The 18300-nt window shown below is 44.7% G+C and carries 12 protein-coding genes; 10 read left to right on the plus strand and 2 right to left on the minus strand.

What is annotated here, in order from left to right:
- The first annotated feature begins 266 nt into the window (after window positions 1-266).
- Both QUA00_RS10040 and QUA00_RS10045 read left to right on the plus strand, forming a co-directional pair.
- On the plus strand, window positions 267-494 hold the full coding sequence (locus tag QUA00_RS10040) for a hypothetical protein (RefSeq protein ID WP_333147098.1): 228 nt from the start codon (window positions 267-269) through the stop codon (window positions 492-494).
- A gap of 33 nt (window positions 495-527) precedes the next feature.
- Window positions 528-830: a hypothetical protein gene (locus QUA00_RS10045; protein ID WP_333307959.1), complete on the plus strand. Its 303-nt coding sequence runs from the start codon at window positions 528-530 to the stop codon at window positions 828-830.
- Between the two features lie 197 nt (window positions 831-1027).
- On the opposite strand, the gene QUA00_RS10050 is transcribed toward QUA00_RS10045, so the two are convergent.
- Window positions 1028-1393 (minus strand): hypothetical protein, encoded by a 366-nt coding sequence (locus QUA00_RS10050; protein ID WP_333147094.1) that lies wholly within the window; start codon window positions 1391-1393, stop codon window positions 1028-1030.
- A gap of 930 nt (window positions 1394-2323) precedes the next feature.
- Between QUA00_RS10050 and QUA00_RS10055 the strand changes: the two genes are divergently transcribed.
- From QUA00_RS10055 to QUA00_RS10070, 4 genes are all read left to right on the plus strand, one after another.
- The gene (locus tag QUA00_RS10055; protein WP_333409511.1) at window positions 2324-7807 is read left to right on the plus strand and encodes a PAS domain S-box protein; all 5484 of its coding nucleotides are present in this window, start codon (window positions 2324-2326) and stop codon (window positions 7805-7807) included.
- Between the two features lie 43 nt (window positions 7808-7850).
- A complete protein-coding gene (locus QUA00_RS10060) occupies window positions 7851-8951 on the plus strand; it encodes an RNA-guided endonuclease TnpB family protein (protein WP_333409512.1) in 1101 nt (366 codons plus the stop codon).
- 413 nt (window positions 8952-9364) lie between these two features.
- Window positions 9365-12439: a response regulator gene (locus QUA00_RS10065; protein WP_333409513.1), complete on the plus strand. Its 3075-nt coding sequence runs from the start codon at window positions 9365-9367 to the stop codon at window positions 12437-12439.
- A 10-nt stretch (window positions 12440-12449) separates the two neighbouring features.
- Entirely contained in the window at window positions 12450-13424 is a 975-nt protein-coding gene (locus tag QUA00_RS10070; RefSeq protein WP_333107148.1) for a diguanylate cyclase, read from the plus strand.
- 566 nt (window positions 13425-13990) lie between these two features.
- Here the strand turns inward: QUA00_RS10070 and crcB are convergent.
- Complete coding sequence (gene crcB, locus QUA00_RS10075; protein WP_333147087.1) at window positions 13991-14389, minus strand: fluoride efflux transporter CrcB; 399 nt, start codon at window positions 14387-14389, stop codon at window positions 13991-13993.
- Between the two features lie 264 nt (window positions 14390-14653).
- On the opposite strand from crcB, the gene QUA00_RS10080 reads away from it, so the two are divergent.
- From QUA00_RS10080 to aspS, 4 genes are all read left to right on the plus strand, one after another.
- Entirely contained in the window at window positions 14654-15283 is a 630-nt protein-coding gene (locus tag QUA00_RS10080) for a macro domain-containing protein (protein WP_333144174.1), read from the plus strand.
- Window positions 15284-15664: 381 nt separating this feature from the next.
- The gene (locus QUA00_RS10085) at window positions 15665-16252 is read left to right on the plus strand and encodes a hypothetical protein (RefSeq protein WP_333144173.1); all 588 of its coding nucleotides are present in this window, start codon (window positions 15665-15667) and stop codon (window positions 16250-16252) included.
- A 35-nt stretch (window positions 16253-16287) separates the two neighbouring features.
- Window positions 16288-16410: a hypothetical protein gene (locus QUA00_RS10090; RefSeq protein WP_333144172.1), complete on the plus strand. Its 123-nt coding sequence runs from the start codon at window positions 16288-16290 to the stop codon at window positions 16408-16410.
- Window positions 16407-18194, plus strand: coding sequence for an aspartate--tRNA ligase (aspS, locus tag QUA00_RS10095; RefSeq protein ID WP_333409514.1), 1788 nt, complete (start codon window positions 16407-16409; stop codon window positions 18192-18194). Before QUA00_RS10090 ends, aspS begins: the two co-directional genes overlap by 4 nt.
- Window positions 18195-18300 lie beyond the last annotated feature (106 nt).

The raw sequence follows: 18300 nt of genomic DNA on the forward strand, positions 1-18300 counted from the left end.
AGTAGTCAGTAGTCAGTAGTCAGTAGTCAGTAGTCAGTAGTCAGTAGTCAGTAGTCAGTAGTCAGTAGTCAGTAGTCCGCAGTCAGTAGTCAGTAGTCAGTAGTCCGTAGTCCGCAGTCAGTAGTTAGTAGTCCGCAGTCAGTAGTCCGCAGTCAGTAGTCCGCAGTCAGTAGTCATTAGTTAAAAACTCTGGGAAACTGACAACGGATAACTGCTAATTAATACCAGTTTCGTAAAATAATGCAACGGCAGGTAAGCCCCAAACCATGATGCAATCAGTCATTCTCAATCGAAAATCAAAAATCGAAAATCGAAAATGGTATGACTGGCGAGTATTCAGTCAATTTTCTGTGACAGACGATCGCTTTTTCACCAGCAACAAGACTCGAAAAGCAGCGAGTTGGAGCGCAACTGAAAATATAACCAGCCAAATAATTGAGCTATGGTACAAAATTATCATCGCCCAACTGCCCAGAAATCATGATCGGCCATAGCCTGTGTTAAATATCGCATAGGCGGAACCTTTTTTGTCGGCAGGCACGACTCCAGCTACGGCTGCTTTCAAAATCGATTCCTGGGCTCCCATACCTATACCCAATAAAGTCATTCCTAGCAATCCCCTCTGCCCATTTCCGAACAATACCAATGGGGCAAACAGTGAAGAAAAAATCACTGCCAACATCAGGGTTAAGATGTTGATGCGATCGAACTTGCCTCTCAAAAATCAGGGCTGCGATGGCGTCACTCCCCATCACCCAAGCGTAAAAGAGCGGAATCTGGCTGTCAAATGCGATCGCGCTTCTGTGAAAGTTAGTCGATTTGAGATTTGAGACTTGGGTGTAAGCGCTGAGTCGGAGGATTTGAGATTTGAGATTTACTCCACAGATGAATCTGGGAGGTTGAACTTTCTTCTACAATTTTGAGCTCTCCACCACAAGAGTCGGGGGGTGGTATCCGTTTTTGCACCTCGTCAAAGGTAATGAAGGGAAAATCCCATAGCCAGCCCCAATTAACCCTACAGCAGTATCTAAAGAAACCCAAAACAGCCCCAGCCACCCTTTTTTGATTTCTCAAGCTCCTGCTTCAAAATGGCGCGGATTAAGATAAAATGGCAAAGCTGAGCCGATAACCTAATTGCTTTGCCCGTGCGATCAGCTATCATCAATAACGAAGCTGGCGATCGCGATTGGATAACGTGCAGTTGATCGTCATCGCACTCGATCAATCCCAAAATGTTAACTACGTAAATCCTTTCTTCTTCCGCGTCACGGGTTATATATAGCAATCCTAAATCATTTGTAAAAATATGTAGGGGTAGTGCCCCTGTGCCTACCCCAGTCAAGGCGGGGCAACCGGGCGTGGGTTTTGCCCCTACAAGAATTACACGAATCATTTAGGATTGCTATAGCAATCCTAAATCATTTGTGAATTTTTTACTCCCTCCCCTGGTTCAAGGGGAGGGTTGGGGTGGGGTAAAAAATTTACGACTCCTGCAAGGATTGCTATACACACCAAGAAGTTTTGGGGAAGAATTGGTTTGACAACTTATTACCTTGCTATAGTCAACAGTTAATTAAAACTGTCAACATCATCTGCCAGCAGTGATAGTGAATCCCCTCGCTCCAGCTATGGTTTCTGTTCCAACTGCCAATGTGTAGGGCGGGGATTGAGACCCTCATATCAAATCAAGGAACAGGGAACAGGAAAACCGTTTTATGTAGGAATGGGGATCAAAAGCTGCATCTGAATAGGGTAGAATTATAACAAACTAGATGGGACATTACAAGGTGGGTATTGTGGGATAAAAATTCTCTGCAATCTTAATTGCATTACGGAATGTTTAAACTTGTATCTTTTCCTTAACCATTTTATCTTCTTTACCAAATCTTTATTTTTTTTCTCTAGGGTCTTGTTATGGTTGCTGCAAGCGAGCTTACAGCACTTGGCAACGATAGTGAAATACCCCTTAGTTAAAAAATAGGTCTTTATGACACACTGCCCCTGCTGCTCGAATCAAATGCTGCGTCACGTTCGCCAGCATCAAATCTACTGGTTTTGTCGCCAATGTTGGCAAACAACACCTATTTACAATCTGAACAGATGTTGCTCATCGCCCTCTCTAAATCTAGTTAAAGGGCTAGGGCTTAATGAACAACATTCTTTGTCGGTGAAATCTAATAGCTCACTTGAGGGGGTATAAAGTTTAGATATTGTCTTATGCCTAACCGGTTTTCACGCTCGCAACTTTTTTTATTGCCTCATTAAATTACCCAACTCTAGCCCAAGAAAGGGAATACACATCTATTCATTTATCGCTTAATTTATGATGAGACCTCGACTCAAGGGAATTATAACTTTATGCCAAACACCACTTAAACGATTGCTACCTCTTTTGCTTGGTGTGGTGGCCTCTCTTGCTGTTTTATTTACGTGGCAACAGCTAACCATCAACGGACAAATTCACATCGAGCAGTTAATTCAGCAGGAAGCCAATGCGATTCATTCACAACTGACCCAAGAATTATCAATTCGGATGCTGACACTTCGGCACATGGCGAATCGCTGGGCAGCCAATGGCGGTACACCAAAGGCTATTTGGGAAGCCGATGCTGAGGCTTATGTAAAGGATTTCTACGGTTATCAGGGGATCGCATTAGTCGATCCATCATTTAAAGTGCGATCGATTGTGCCACTGGCTGGGAATGAGGCAGCGCAAAACCTAGATCTTAATCTGGAACTGCGTCGCAAAATCACTTTGCAAGTGGCTCGTGATTTGCGTCAACCTATGTTAACTCGCAATGTTTCCCTCGCTCAAGGGGGTCAAGGATTTCTAGCAAGTTTTCCTTTATTTGTAGGGGAGCGGTTTGATGGGTTTATTGTCGGAGTTTTTAAGTTTAAAACTCTCTTTGACAGTATTTTAAAAGTGCCTCTTGGGTACAAAGTGGCTATATATGATGGCACAGATTTGATCTACGGTCAAGAGCTTTTATCTCATCCTTCACTGCATAAAACAGTTGTAATAAGAGCCTATAGTGCAGAGTGGCGACTAGATATTTATCCCAACTTATATTTAGTAGGAAAAGAAGATTTTTATTTGCCAAGAGTTGTGTTAATTGGTGGCTTAATTTTAGTGTGGCTGCTGATTTTGGTCGTGTATCTCGCACAAGTTAGTTATGGCGAAGTCGATAAATTCAAAAAAGTAAATTGCCAGTTGCAATGGGAAATTCACCAACGACAACAGGCAGAAATTGGGATCGCTCGACTAGCTGCGATCGTTGAATCTTCGGAAGATGCCATTATCAGCAAAGATTTAGAGGGTGTAGTTACAAGTTGGAATGTAGGAGCCGAAACAATTTTTGGCTATACAGCCGCCGAAATAGTAGGGCAATCAGGGAGAAAACTGATTCCCGCAGACTATCGAGATGAGGAAAACGAAATTATCACCAAAATCCAGCGAGGAGAACGCATCAAACACTACGATACAAAGAGGCTGAGGAAAGATGGAACATTAATCGATGTCTCGATGAGTGTCTCCCCCATTAAAGACCAAGCAGGGAATATAATTGGAGCCTCAAAGATTGGCCGGAATATTGCTGACCGCAAACAAGCAGAAGCAGCACTACGTGAAAGTGAAGAACGCTGGGAACTTTCTGTACGCGGGAACAATGACGGCATTTGGGATTGGAATGTTCAAACCAATGAGGTCTTCTTTTCTAGTCGTTGGAAGGAAATGCTGGGCTATGAAGACCATGAAATCCAAAACATGCTAGACGAATGGGCTAATCTGGTACATCCCGATGATTTGGGATGGGTGATGCAAGTCATTCAAGATCATTTTGCCAAGAAAACTCCTTTTTATATCACAGAACATCGCCTTCGCTGCAAAGATGGTTCCTACAAATGGATTTTGGATCGCGGTCAGGCGCTTTGGGATGATGCAGGTAACGTAATTCGGATGACTGGCTCTCACACCGACATTACGGAGCGCAAGCAAGCTGAAGTTGCTTTACAGGTCAGCGAAGCCAGATATCGGCAATTGATCGATAACTTAAATGCGGGTTTTGTGATTCATGCGACAGATACCAGCGTCCAATTATGTAATGAAACGGCCGCTGAATTACTAGGGTTTTCAATGGATCAAATACTGGGAAAACCCGTGAGCGATCCGGCATTGCATTTGGTGCGGGAAGATGGCAGCGAGATGCCCCTAGAGGAATATCCCGTGAATCAGGTTTTATCCAGTGGAAGTTCCATCAAAAATTATGTTTTAGGAATTAAAAAAGAAATTGATAGTTGTGTTTGGGTATTAGTTAATGCCTACCCGGAACTCGATCGCCACGGTCAAATCACACAAGTTGTAGTTACGTTTATTGATATAAGCTCGCGCAAAAAAGTAGAGCTGGAAATCCAAAAAACTCGCAATTTCTTACAAGCACTGCTGGATAATTTACCAGTTGCGGTTTTTGTTAAGGACGCACAGCCTAAACAATTTGGTGTATTTCAGTTTTGGAATAAAACCAGCGAACGGTTATTTGGCATTTCAGCCGAACAAGCGATCGGCAAAACTGGCTATGATTTGTTCCCAACAGAACAGGCTATCTTTTTTGACCAAAAGGATAGAGAAGTTTTTGATAAAGGTAAGACTGAGGATATTATCGAGGAAGTCATTGACAGTCATAGTCTGGGAAAACGTTGGCTGCATACGGTGGAGATTCCCATTGACGATGAACAGCATCAGTCCCAGTACCTACTTTGTTTTTCAGAAGATATCACCGCTCGCAAACAAGCAGAAGCAGAGCTTAGAGAACTGAGTGAAGTGATGAAAAATGCGCTGTCCGGCATTTCCAAACTGGATGTACAAGGGCGTTACCTCTATGCCAATAAAGCATATTCTGACGTGACAGGCTATCAGCCAGAAGAAATGGTGGGGATGTCTTGGGAAAAAACCGTACATCCCGATGAGTTGAAAAAACTGGTTGCAGCCTATTGGCTGATGGTGCAAGAGGGCAGAGTTGAAGTTGAAACGAAAGGAGTCCGTAAAGACGGTTCTGTTTTTTATAAGCAATTGGTGATGATTTCAACTTACGACGAACAGCATCAATTTTTGGGGCATTACTGCTTCATGAAAGATATTAGCGATCGCAAAAAAGCCGAACTTGCACTAGAAAAGGAACTCTTGCGGAGTAAAACCTTCTTCAACACTTCACTGGACGGTGTTGTTGTCATGGATCGCGTGGGAAAAGTTGTCGAAGCTAGCTGCAGTTTTGCTCAAATGCTGGGCTACACCCTAGAAGAAACCCTAAATCTGAGTGTGTTTGATTGGGATGCTGAATGGACGAAGGAAGAACTACAACTTATACTCCAGAGAGATGAGGTTATTCCGCTGTTTGAGACGCGACATCGCCGCAAGGATGGTTCCGTGTATGACGTGGAAATTAGCTGGAACCGAGTGGAATTAGAAGATGAGATGATGAACTTCTGTATCTGCCGGGATATTAGCGAGCGTAAACGCAACGAAGCCGATCGCCAACAATCCGAAATCGAGTTAAAAATCTCTCAAGCGCGATTTGCCGGAATTTTAGAAATTGCCAGCGATGCGATCATTTCCATCAATACCAATCAGCAAATCACTTTGTTTAACAAGGGAGCCGAACAAATTTTTGGTTACGTGGCTGAGGAAATTTTAGGGAAACCCCTGGCGATGTTGATGCCCTCGCGCTTTGCCGATGCTCACCATCAGCACATCAGCCACTATGCCCATAAGGGAGGCTCTGCAAGGCAAATGGCAGAGCGAGGAGCCATTTTTGGACGACGCAAAGATGGCTCAGAGTTTCCGGCAGAGGCTTCCATTGCCAAGATCGAGATCAACGGTGAAATTATTTTTACTACCTTTCTGCGAGATATTACGGCTCGACAACAGGCAGAGGAAGCTCTGCGCTATCAGAAAGAGATGTTTCAAACAATCGTCGATAATATCCCAGTGATGATTGCTTTATTTGACAGGCAAGGTCAAATCGAATTGCTCAACCCGGAATTTGAAAACATTTTAGGTTGGCCGCTAGAAGATTGGCAGCAAAAAAATATCTTAGCTGAGTGTTATCCTGACCCGGTTTATTGCCAAAATGTCTTAGAACATATGCTATCGGCAACCGGGAAGTGGAAGGATTTCACAACACTGACTGCCACCGGACAGCAGTTAGAGACATCTTGGGCAAACGTGCGGCTTTCTAGCGGGCATTTTTTGGGCATTGGGCAAGATATTAGCGATCGCAAACAAAAAGAACTGACACTGCAGCACGCAATGGAAGTCGCAGAAGAAGCGAACTTGGCAAAAAGTACCTTCCTAGCCAATATGAGCCACGAATTACGCACTCCCCTCAACGTGATTCTAGGATTTGCTCAGGTAATGACCCATGACCCCTCTCTAACTCCAAACCAAAAAGAAGACCTGCAAACAATTCGGCGGAGTGGGGATCACCTCTTGAGTTTGATTAACGATGTGTTGGATCTTTCCAAAATTGAATCGGGACACTTCACCGTTGAAGAAAGCGGATTGGACTTAATTGCGCTACTGCATTCCCTCCGAAATATGTTGGCGGAACGAGCAAGTTCTAAAGGACTTGACCTTTGTTTCGAGATTGCGCCAGAAGTCCCCCAATTTATGCTTGTCGATGCTCAAAAACTGCGTCAGGTTTTGCTCAATCTGCTGAGTAATGCTATCAAATTTACCCATCAGGGAACCATTACTTTGCAAGTCAGCATTGAGGCGAACGGTACAGGGGAATTAGCCACAACTCGGCCGATTCTCCAGTTTGTAGTTGCTGACACAGGTGTAGGGATTGCACCGATCGAACTCAATACCATCTTCGATGCCTTTGTGCAAGCCCAAGCTGGGAAGCTATTGACCGGCGGTACTGGGCTAGGTCTAACCATTAGCCGCAAATTGTTGGAACTCATGGGCGGAGAAATTTCTGTCACCAGCACTCTGGGAGAGGGGAGTACCTTCACTTTTACCCTTCCCGTCAGCCCCATCAGTGGAGTTAATGTTACACCCGAAGAGAATAATCGCCTCGTGATTGGGCTGGCTCTTGGTCAACCGGATTATCGCATTTTGGTGGTTGACGATCAACCAGAAAATCGCTTGCTAATCGTCAGATTACTGACACAATTAGGATTAGAGGTAAAAGAAGCTACCAACGGACAGGAAGCGGTGCAGATTTGGCAAGAATGGCAACCCGACCTAACCTGGATGGACATTCGGATGCCCGTGTTAGATGGATACGAGGCTACGAAGCAAATTCGGGCAATGGAAGACGGACAGAACAGTACCATTATTGCACTTACGGCCCAGGCTTCCCAGAGCGATCGCACCCTAGCCTTGGCTGCTGGCTGCAACGACTACATCAGCAAGCCCTTCCGGGAACAAACCCTATTTCTCAAGATGGCGGAATACCTAGGTTTAGAGTATGTATATCTGGAAGAGGAAACAGAAAACGGGGAACGGGGAACAGATTGTTTTCCTTCTTACTTCTGTTCAGTTGCCTCTGGGCTTTCAGATTCCCTCGATCCAACGCTGCTGGCGACATTACCAAAAGAATGGGTGGTTGAGTTGCAAGATGCTGCTTTATGTGGGGATGATGTGGCGATCGTTGGACTGGTAGCTCAACTTTCCTCTGACCTCGCTCAATTGGGTATTTATGTGACGGAACTCGCCAACCAGTATCAATTTGAGAAAATCCTTAATCTAATTCAAGGTAATTTCCAAATTGGAATTACTCCATTGGAGCAAGACTTAAGTGCCAAATAGTTCGCTAAACTTATCCATACTTAATCGCCCTTGAGGAAGTTCTATGTTTGCCGTTAAACGAGCGCTAAAATTGAATAACAACGAAGCGACTTTGATGGCAAGACACGCAGGATTCCGGCGTGTAGTATTTAATTTTGGATTAAGCCTGCGAACTCAAATGTATAGTGAGGGGAAATTTACCGACTCGAAGGTAATCAACGAAGTCAAAAAAGTTCTTACCAACTACGTCAAGAAAAAGCCTGAATTCGGCTGGATGAACCAGTTGTCTAGTCGAGTTTACCAAAATGCGTTGATCGATCTAAAAGATGCGTTTAGTCGGTATCGATCTGGGAAAGCAGGTCATCCAAGATTCGCTAGTCGCCGAGACGGTCAATCTTTTACAGTCGATTCGTCTAACGGAAAAGTTCTACTAAGCGCTGGCAACACCATAAAGATTCCTACCTTGGGAACTTTTCGGATCTACGAAGCCCTAGAATGCGGTTACGTGTCTCAAACTTTTACGATTTCAAAAGAAGGAAGTCGTTGGTTTGTTTCCTTCTGTGTTGATGCCGAACGTTTACCAGTTCAACAGTCTCAGGCATCCGTGGGAATCGATGTGGGCATTAAATATGCGGCCACGCTGTCAAACCAGCAGGTCTTTGATGCACCAAAACCCTTAAAGCAAGCGAAAACCAAACTTGCTACTTTGCAGCGCCAAGCCTCAAAACAGGTAAAAGGCTCCCAAAACCAACGCAAAACCTATAATAAGATCAGCAGACTCCACGCGCGGATAGCTTGCATTCGCCTAGATTTTCTTCACAAGTTAACAACTTATTTAGCCAAAAATTTCAAGCTAATTAAGATTGAAGACTTGAATATAAAAGGCATGATGGCGAATCACAAGTTAGCTGGGGCAATATCAGATATAGGATTTTACGAATTCAAACGCCAACTTGATTACAAGTGCAAAATGTATGGAGCAACTTTAGTGCTGGTAGATCAATGGTTCCCTAGCTCTAAAACCTGTTCTAATTGTGGCCATAAAAAAGATATGCCACTAAGCGTTCGGACTTTTGACTGTCCTGCTTGTGGGAGATCTTTAGATCGTGATGTGAATGCGAGTTTAAATATTTTAAACTGGGAACCCAAGGCTATTGGGGGATAGCCTACTTATCTTGGGATTAGCCGTCTACCCAACAGCGTAGGAAGTGAACTCGAATTGTGTCTAAAAATGAGTTTAGACAAGTTTAGATAAGTTTCACGAAGCAGTTATAAGCTGTTGTGCAGTTAAAACTGTTTATTCCCCGGAGATCCCCCTAAATCCCCCTGATTGTTGGGGAGTAGGGGTTGACTTTGAGTAAGTTCTTGTCCCGCCTTCTTAAGGGGAGTAGGGGTTGAGTAGGGGGCAAGCTAAGGGGGGATCGGGCTTAACTGAACCGTATTGATTTATAAGCTGTTGTGCAGTTAAACGTTTGATTAGGACTAGGGAATTAGGAACAGCTAACAAGAATTAAATTTAATTCTTGGTAAATCCTGAAAAAAATCTCTTTAATTTTTGTTGACAATTAATGCTCTAAAATGCCTCAGAAAAATCCCAAAATTTCCCAACTCACTCCTTTAAATTTAAAAATTTTAGAGGAATGCAGTGAAGAAGCCGTGTATGCTCCCGGTCATATTCAGCCACACGGAATCGTTTTATTGATGCAACGAAACAGCCTCAATATTTTACAAGTCAGTGAAAATGTAGAACAGTTTTTGGGCATTTCTGCCGAAGAATTGCTAGGTCAGCCATTGCCAGAGTTATTGGGTCACGATCGAGTACAAGAAATTGTTAGGTATTTAACTCAAGAACCACTAAACATTCATAAGGGTTTCGATCTAAAAATTCCTCTCAAAGACGGCTCGATTCAAACATATAGAAGCACACTGCATCAGCTACCAGATGAGTTGATTCTGGAGATCGAACCCCAATTGACTATTGAAAATAATCATTCAATCGATTTTTACGATCGTCTGCAAACAGTTATCCTCAACTTTCGCAGTGCGATCGGTCTTTCTGATTTAGCTCAAACCATTGCTAGAGAAGTGAAAGCCATGACCGGGTTCGATCGCGTGATGATTTATCGCTTTGAAGCCGATGATCATGGGGTGGTGATTGCTGAAGAGAAAGAAAGCTATCTAGAAAGCTACCAGGGATTGCATTACCCGGCGATCGATATTCCCGTACCCGCCCGCAAATTGTTTTACAGCAATTGGGTGCGCCAAATTCCCAATATCAATTACACCCCGGCCCGCCTAATTCCCACCAACCATCCCCTAACCAATACACCCCAGGATCTCAGTGCTTGTGTGTTAAGGGGAGTATCTCCCTACCACATTGAATATTTGCAGAATATGGGAGTGGCTGGGACACTGACGATTTCGTTAATTGACGATCGGCGCCTCTGGGGATTAATTGCCTGTCACCATTACAGCCCGCGATTGGTAGATTACGAAACTCGCAAAACCTGTGAATTTTTAGGACAATTTGCCTCGATCGAACTGGTGCATCAGCAAGAGCGAGAATTGAACGTTTACCGATCGCAGGCGAAAACTATTCAGGATCAACTTCAGCAGGCATTCCGGCGAGATTCTAATTTTATCGAACAGGTATTGACCGAAAATGCTTCTCAATTGCTAGATTTAGTTCATGCTCAGGGAGCTGCAATTCTGCTCGATGGTCGTCTGACATTGGTGGGTCAAACACCATCTGAAGCTGAGGTTGACGAACTCGTGCAGTGGTTGCTGCAACAGAACAAAGAACGAGTGTTTGCAACAGCTTCTTTGTCTCAGTTGTATGCCCAAGCGAAGCAATTCAAAGATCGAGCTAGCGGTGTTTTAGCAATCTCAATCTTCCTATCCTACGCCAAACAAAAGTCATACCACATCCTTTGGTTCCGACCCGAACAAATTCAAACCATAAACTGGGCAGGTAATCCACAGGATGCTGTGTCGATCGACGAAATTGGAAAAATGCACCTGTGTCCCCGCAAATCCTTTGAACTGTGGCAAGAGACTGTGCGGGAGATGTCTTATCCGTGGCAGATTGCAGAGTTAGAAGCTGCCGCCGAAATGAGACATATCCTCATGCTGGCGGTGTTAGAATTTTCGCAAGCTGCCCTAGAACACGCTGCAGAAAGGGCCGCTATAGCCAACCGTGCCAAAAGCCAGTTCCTTGCCAACATGAGCCACGAGCTCAGAACGCCACTCAACGCCATTCTGGGATTTACCCAGCTTATGAACCGCAGCCCCTATATCCCAGAAGAATTCCAAGAGCATTTAGGCATCATTACCCGTAGTGGAGAACACCTGCTGACATTGATCGACGATGTTTTGCAAATGTCTAGGATTGAAGCAGGGCAATTGGTACTGAGTACAAGCTGTTTTAATCTGCATCGAATGCTGGGTTCTATTAACGAGATGTTCACTCTCAAAGCGGGTGAGAAAGGGTTACATCTTAGCAGCCAGTGGGATGCTACTGTCCCCCGTTATGTCTGTGGCGATCAAGCAAAACTTCGCCAAATCTTGATTAATCTGCTTGGGAACGCGCTCAAATTTACAACAACAGGAAGCATAGCCCTGCGGGGACGAGCTTTTTCATCTGATGATATGCCATCGAGTAAAAATGGCGATCGCCCCACTAATCCCTCCGATATTAAACCCACTATTACCCTGTCTCTCGAAGTTGAGGATACCGGATCTGGCATTTCTCCCTCAGATTTAGAATCAATTTTTGACGCCTTCAGGCAAAGCAATCGCGATCGTCACGATCGAGGAACAGGTTTAGGACTGTCTATCAGTCGTGAGTTTGCGCGTCTGATGGGAGGCGATATCACCGTGCGAAGCACCCTGGATCGAGGATCGACTTTTACCTGCCAAGTCGTTTTGGAACTACCAGAATCCCTTGATTTAGAGGAACCTGAAATTAGCGATCGGATTATCGGGATCGAACCTGGGCAACCTATCTACCGAATTCTAGTAGTAGAAGACGTTCCAGAAAATCGGCAACTGCTGGTGACGCTGCTGGAGTCAGTTGGGTTTGATGTGTGTGCGGTGGAAAATGGGGTAGAGGCGATCGATCGTTGGCAAACATGGCACCCTGACCTGATTTTGATGGACATTCAAATGCCTGTCATGGATGGTTATGAAGCGACGAGACAGATTCGAGCACAAGAGTCATTAGTCATGAGTCATGAGTCATCAGCAGACACGAGAGAGCAAATGACACGCATCATTGCCCTCACTGCCTATGCTTTTGAAGACGATCGCATCGCCAGCCTGCAAGTCGGTTGCGATGACTACATTGCCAAGCCGTTTACTGAAGGCACACTTTTCGACAAAATAGCTCATCACTTGGGCGTCCGCTACTGCTACGCCGAAAAAAATTCACCAGACTCATCAGCTTCGCCACCAAAGATATTTACTCCCGACGTAAAAACCATGCCCACCAAGTGGATTGCAGAAGTTCATGAAGCAGCACTCGATCTTAGTGATAATAAGCTTTATGAACTTATCGCTCAAATTCCCAAGGAGAAACAAGATTTCATCGAGGCGATGACATCTCTGGTCGATAACTTTCAGCTTGAAGCGATCGCAACTCTCACCCAGATTTAGGAAAAAGACCATGACAGCTTTATTCAAACTTGCCGCCCAAACGAATATTCTCATCGTGGATGATACCCCAGACAATTTGCGCCTGTTAGCCAAAATTCTAGAGTCACAGGGCTATATTGTGCGTAAAGCGCTCAACGGCAGAATGGCACTCCAAGGTGTTCATCGCGACCCACCGAGTCTAATTTTACTTGACATCAATATGCCGGAGATGAATGGGTACGAAGTCTGCCAAAAGTTAAAAGCATCGGAAGCGACTGCTCAGATACCGGTTATTTTTATCAGTGCGCTCGAACGACTAGAAAACAAGGTACGAGCCTTTGAACTGGGTGGTGTAGACTATATTACCAAACCCTTTCAAGAGCAGGAAGTGCTGATGCGAGTAAAAAATCAATTACTCATCCAACAGCAACGCCAACAACTGCTCGAACAAAATAAACGTTTAGAACACGAAATCCAAGAACGTCTGAGGGCAGAAGCAGAAGTAAGGCAGCTATCCGTGACCGATCAATTAACTGGATTATATAACCGACGAGGCTTCTTTTTACTAGCCGATCAACAACTAAAAATTGCTCGACGCACACAAACATCCTATTTTATTTTATTCGCTGACTTAGATGGTTTGAAAAAGATTAATGACACTTTCGGACACGAAATGGGAGACAGAGTAATCGTTGACGCAGCTCAAATATTAAAGCAAACCTTTCGTGAGGCGGATATTGTGGCTCGACTGGGAGGAGATGAATTTGCTTTATTTATTCCTAACTTTTCGGGAGATTCATCTACTAATTTCCATGCTCGGCTGCAAGAAAATATAGATCGCTTTAATCAAAAGTCTGAGCGAGCTTATATATCAATAAGCCTGGGTGTGGAGTTTGGGGATTTAAACAATGAAGTTTTATTAGAGCAATTGCTGGCCAAGGCTGACAAACTCATGTACGAGCATAAACGCACCAAACACTGTTTAAATCCTCAACCGTTCTTTTGAGAACAGCGATATCGGAGGGCCATAAGCATTATTTATTAAACGTGAGTTTAACCGAGAAAGAGTAAACTGAAAACAAGATAGGGAAACAGCTTGAAGACTTTAGCCCCTCAGCCGCCAAACACGATTCTCTCCCTGTATTAGGTTAAGGGTGTGTGATATCATGTCCAGTCGAGCGAGATCGATTTTTGTAGGGGCGGGTTTCCCAACAATACCTGCCAATAATTGACAATCTCAAAAACCCGCCCCGACCGGGATATTAGCGTTAATCGATCGGACATGATATGAGATCAAAAAACTTCGTAGGTATTGTCCACAATCCTGAGATCAAATCGAGTGACTGATGCTATATGGGTGGGAGCATCTCATATTGGTAAAAATACTTCTTCTAGCTCCTTCCTTATGCCTCTTTCCTCCTGCCTCCTGCCTCAAAACTCCTGCCTCACAACCTCAAAACTCCCATTTCTAGCTGGGCTGCTTTCATTGAGATGCTCCAGTATGGGTGGAGAGTTTGCCTACAGTTGCATTTATTTCTTAAACTGGTATTATTTGGAAAAAACCGATTTTATCTATTTGCCAATTCGTGCTATAATCACACCTAACTGAACTGCAATTACTCCTAGTATGGCACTGCCGGCCCAGTAAAAAGCGGCGATGCTGTAAGATCGATCGCGCCACAAGACATTCGTCTCTAAACCGTAAGTTGAAAAAGTAGTATAAGCTCCCAAAAAGCCCGTTGCTACCATTAACCGTACTTCCGACGGAATAGTCGGCACTCGTTCAAAAGCGAGGGTGATAAAAAATCCCATAGCCAAGCAACCCGTGATGTTAATAAAAAAAGTTCCGTAGGGAAAAGCCGTCCCGAAACGATTGGCAAACCACAAGGTGATATAATACCGGCTCAAAGCGCCGGCAACCGCACCTAAACTAATTGCGATCGGGTGGCGCAGATTGGGGTATTGCAGCATACAGCTATTCAATATTTGCTACTTGATATAGAGATGGATTTTAGATTCAGCGGACTTATGTAAAGTATTGTAGGATTAAATTGGCGATCGCTCTATAGCAATCCTAAATCATTCTCATAATTATTGTAGGGGCAATCCGACCCCTACTCCCCGTGGTTGCCCGATAGATAGGGGGTAGGCACTCTTAGCACTACCCCTACAAATTTATCGGAATCATTTAGGATCGCTCTAGGTGTTCGCAATTAAAATTAAGAGAGAGTATTTATGCAAATTGTGCTGGCTACCTTAGACGATGGCTTAGTTAGAGCCTGGGAAAGCACTTGCGGCAGTATGGAAAATGTCAAGATACATCACGGTTCAATATTTGATGTGAAATGTGATGCTATTGTTAGTCCGGGGAATAGTTTTGGTTTCATGGACGACGGCTTAGAGTTAGAAATTTCGGAATATTTTGGAGGGCAGGTTCTTGAACGCTTGCAAAAACTAATTCAGGCTCGACATCACGGCGAACTCTTAGTAGGAATGGCAGAAATTGTAGACACCGATCATGCTGAAATTCCATATTTAATAGCTGCCCCAATTATGCGCGTTCCCACAGTTTTAAGAGAAACAGTAAATGTTTATCTAGCAACCCGCGCTATTTTGACTCTCGTAAAATTTGGCTCAGTCCCAGATGGAACACCAGTGAAACATATCATTGAAACTATCGCTATTCCCGGCATGGGTACGGGAATGGGTAAAGTGCCGCCAGATATCTGCGCCAATCAAATGAAAGTTGCGCTCGAAGATATCCTCTTATCTCAGTACGAATTTCCTCAATCTTTACTGCACGCTCAAAGGCGTCACCACTTGTTATATACGGACGATAGCGAAGATTTGCAGTTGGAAGATTGAAACTCTTAAATTTGCCAGTTTTATTGGGTTGAGAAACCAAGTTTATTGGTGTGTGTTTTTTTAGGTAGAGAGACTTATCACAAATTTAAGTGCGCTAAACCGTACCTGCAAGTTGGCGGTATCCTACACACTAGAGCAACTTTGGTAGATATAATGTAATAGAACTGAGGTCATTCCAACTAGGTAAGCGCGGATACAAAAGTTGATAAAGCTGGAACAATAATTGCCTAGTTCTTATTAAATGCCAGAATTCCTTCTGGCGCTACAGGTACAAAGTCTGTATAAAAGACCACAATTCCTTCTGGCGCTACACATACAAAGTCTGCGTCCGGGGACTGTTAGTTTTTTTCAAAATGTTTGCTACCACAGGAGAAGATTGATATGACAGATCCAAAAGTAACCGAGGAACCAGTTTTAGAGGCAACTCTCGAAACGACGGAGCTCGTCAAACAAGAGATGCCCGACGCGACTGATGAGGCGATCGCAGAAACTGCGGCGCTGTTTGAAGCAATTAAAAAACGCGCCACCGCCGAAGTGCAAGCAGCGGGCGAACTCACCCGCGAAGCTTATTTAAAAGCTGTCAATAAGGCCTCCGGGGCGATCGAAGAAAATAAGGATCTCGCCCACGAGAGATTCACAGAAGCAGTCAAGCTGATTAAAAAAGAAACTGAGAAAAATTGGCTGGTGGTAGATGCGATTAAAACGCGGGCGCAAGCGCAGGTGCAAGATGCTGGCGAAGTCAGTCGCGAAGCTTATTTGAAAGCAGTGCGACAAGCGCGAGAAGCGGTGGAACAAAATAAATTGATCGAACGCGATCGCATCGAACAAGCTGTTGACCACATTCACACGGAAGCTGAAAAGAATTGGCACCTTATTGTGAAGCAAATTGAGTCGATCGGCACTCGCTTGACGGATGCGGCTAAGTCTGCATGGAACGCGCTGACGGCGTTTTTTGACAAGAAGGATTAAACTCAGATATGACACCATTTTAAAGCACAGGCAAGATGCCTGTTCCACAAAGATTGAATTTTCTTGTGGCACAGGCATCTTGCCTGTTCATAAAAGGTTTTGACACTAAGCGCTATAATCAAAAAGCATTATTTTTAGTCCATAACCCCCAACCATGAGAAGTTACTACTGCGGCGAACTGCGAAGCGAACACATCGGAGAGACTGTCACCCTTTACGGCTGGGTGGATCGCCGCCGCGATCATGGCGGGGTGATTTTTCTGGATGTGCGCGATCGATCGGGTATTGTGCAAATTGTCAGCGATCCTGAACGCACCCCCGATTCCTATCACGGGGCTGAGGCTTTACGCAGCGAATACGTGGTTAAAATTACTGGGCGAGTCAGCAGCCGCCCCGAAGATTCCCTCAACCCGAAATTGCCTACGGGTGAGGTGGAAATTTACGCTGACGAAATTGAGTTGTTGAATGCGGTTCGCAAACAGTTACCGTTTCAGGTGGCGACGGCAGAAAATGAAAGCGTGCGCGAAGATTTGCGGCTGAAATATCGCTATTTGGACTTGCGGCGCGATCGTATGAGTCGCAATTTGCAGCTTCGCCACCAAGTTGTCAAAGCTATGCGTCGCCACCTGGAAGATGTGGGAGGTTTTATTGAAGTTGAAACACCGATTTTAACTCGATCGACTCCTGAAGGTGCGAGAGATTATTTAGTGCCCAGCCGCGTCAATTTGGGCGAATGGTACGCTTTGCCGCAGTCGCCGCAGTTGTTCAAACAATTGTTAATGGTTTCGGGTTTGGACAGATATTATCAAATTGCCCGCTGTTTCCGCGATGAAGATTTGCGCGCCGACAGACAGCCGGAATTCACACAATTAGACATGGAAATGAGTTTCATGTCTTTAGAAGAAGTTATCGAATTAAACGAAGGTTTAGTCTCCCAGATTTTCCAAAGTGTCAAAGGCATAGAATTGCCTCGTCCTTTTCCGCGTTTGACTTACGCTGAAGCGATGGATCGCTATGGTAGCGATAAACCGGATACTCGCTTCGGTATGGAATTAGTCGATGTTTCCGATTTGATGAAAGATTCGGGATTTAAGGTATTTTCCGGGGCGGTTGCTGCGGGCGGAATTGTGAAAGTTTTGCCGATTCCCGGCGGGAATGAGGCGATTTCTAACGTGCGGATTAAACCGGGTGGCGATTTGTTTAAGGAAGCCAGCGAAGCGGGTGCGAAGGGATTGGCTTACATCCGGGTGCGGGAGAATGGCGAAATTGATACGATCGGCGCAATTAAGGATAATTTGACGGAAGCACAAAAACAGCAATTGCTCGATCGCACGGGCGCGCAACCAGGTCATTTGTTGTTATTCGCAGCGGCTGATGTGACAACTGTCAATAAGACTTTGGATAGATTGCGCTTGTTCGTGGGTAACGAATTGGGATTGATTGATAAAGACAAGATGAATCTGCTGTGGGTGACAGATTTCCCGATGTTTGAATGGAACGCTGATGAGAAGCGTTTGGAAGCATTGCACCACCCGTTTACTGCGCCGCATCCTGACGATATTAATGATTTGAAAACTGCGAGGGCTCAAGCTTACGATTTGGTGTTAAACGGTACAGAAATCGGCGGCGGTTCTTTGCGGATTTATCAGCGGGAAGTTCAGGAAAAGGTGTTTGAGGCGATCGGCTTATCGACTGAGGAAGCTTACAATAAATTCGGCTTTTTGTTGGATGCGTTTGAGTATGGAACTCCGCCCCACGGAGGCATTGCTTACGGTTTGGATCGGTTGGTGATGCTGTTGGCTGGTGAGGAATCGATTCGCGATGTGATTGCGTTTCCGAAGACGCAGCAGGCGGGTTGTTTGCTGACGAATGCGCCGGCTGGGGTGGATGAGAAGCAGTTGAAGGAGTTGCAAGTGCGATCGACTTATACGCCCAAGTCATAAGTATGTAGAATACCTTGACAATTTAACTATTTGTAAATTCCTGACTTTTTTAAGAAGTCGGGAATCTGGGTAGTTTGAGTTTGGTGTCGTTGATGCAGAGGAGTTA

The organism is Microcoleus sp. T2B6 (assembly GCF_036700475.1).
GTDB lineage: Bacteria > Cyanobacteriota > Cyanobacteriia > Cyanobacteriales > Microcoleaceae > Microcoleus.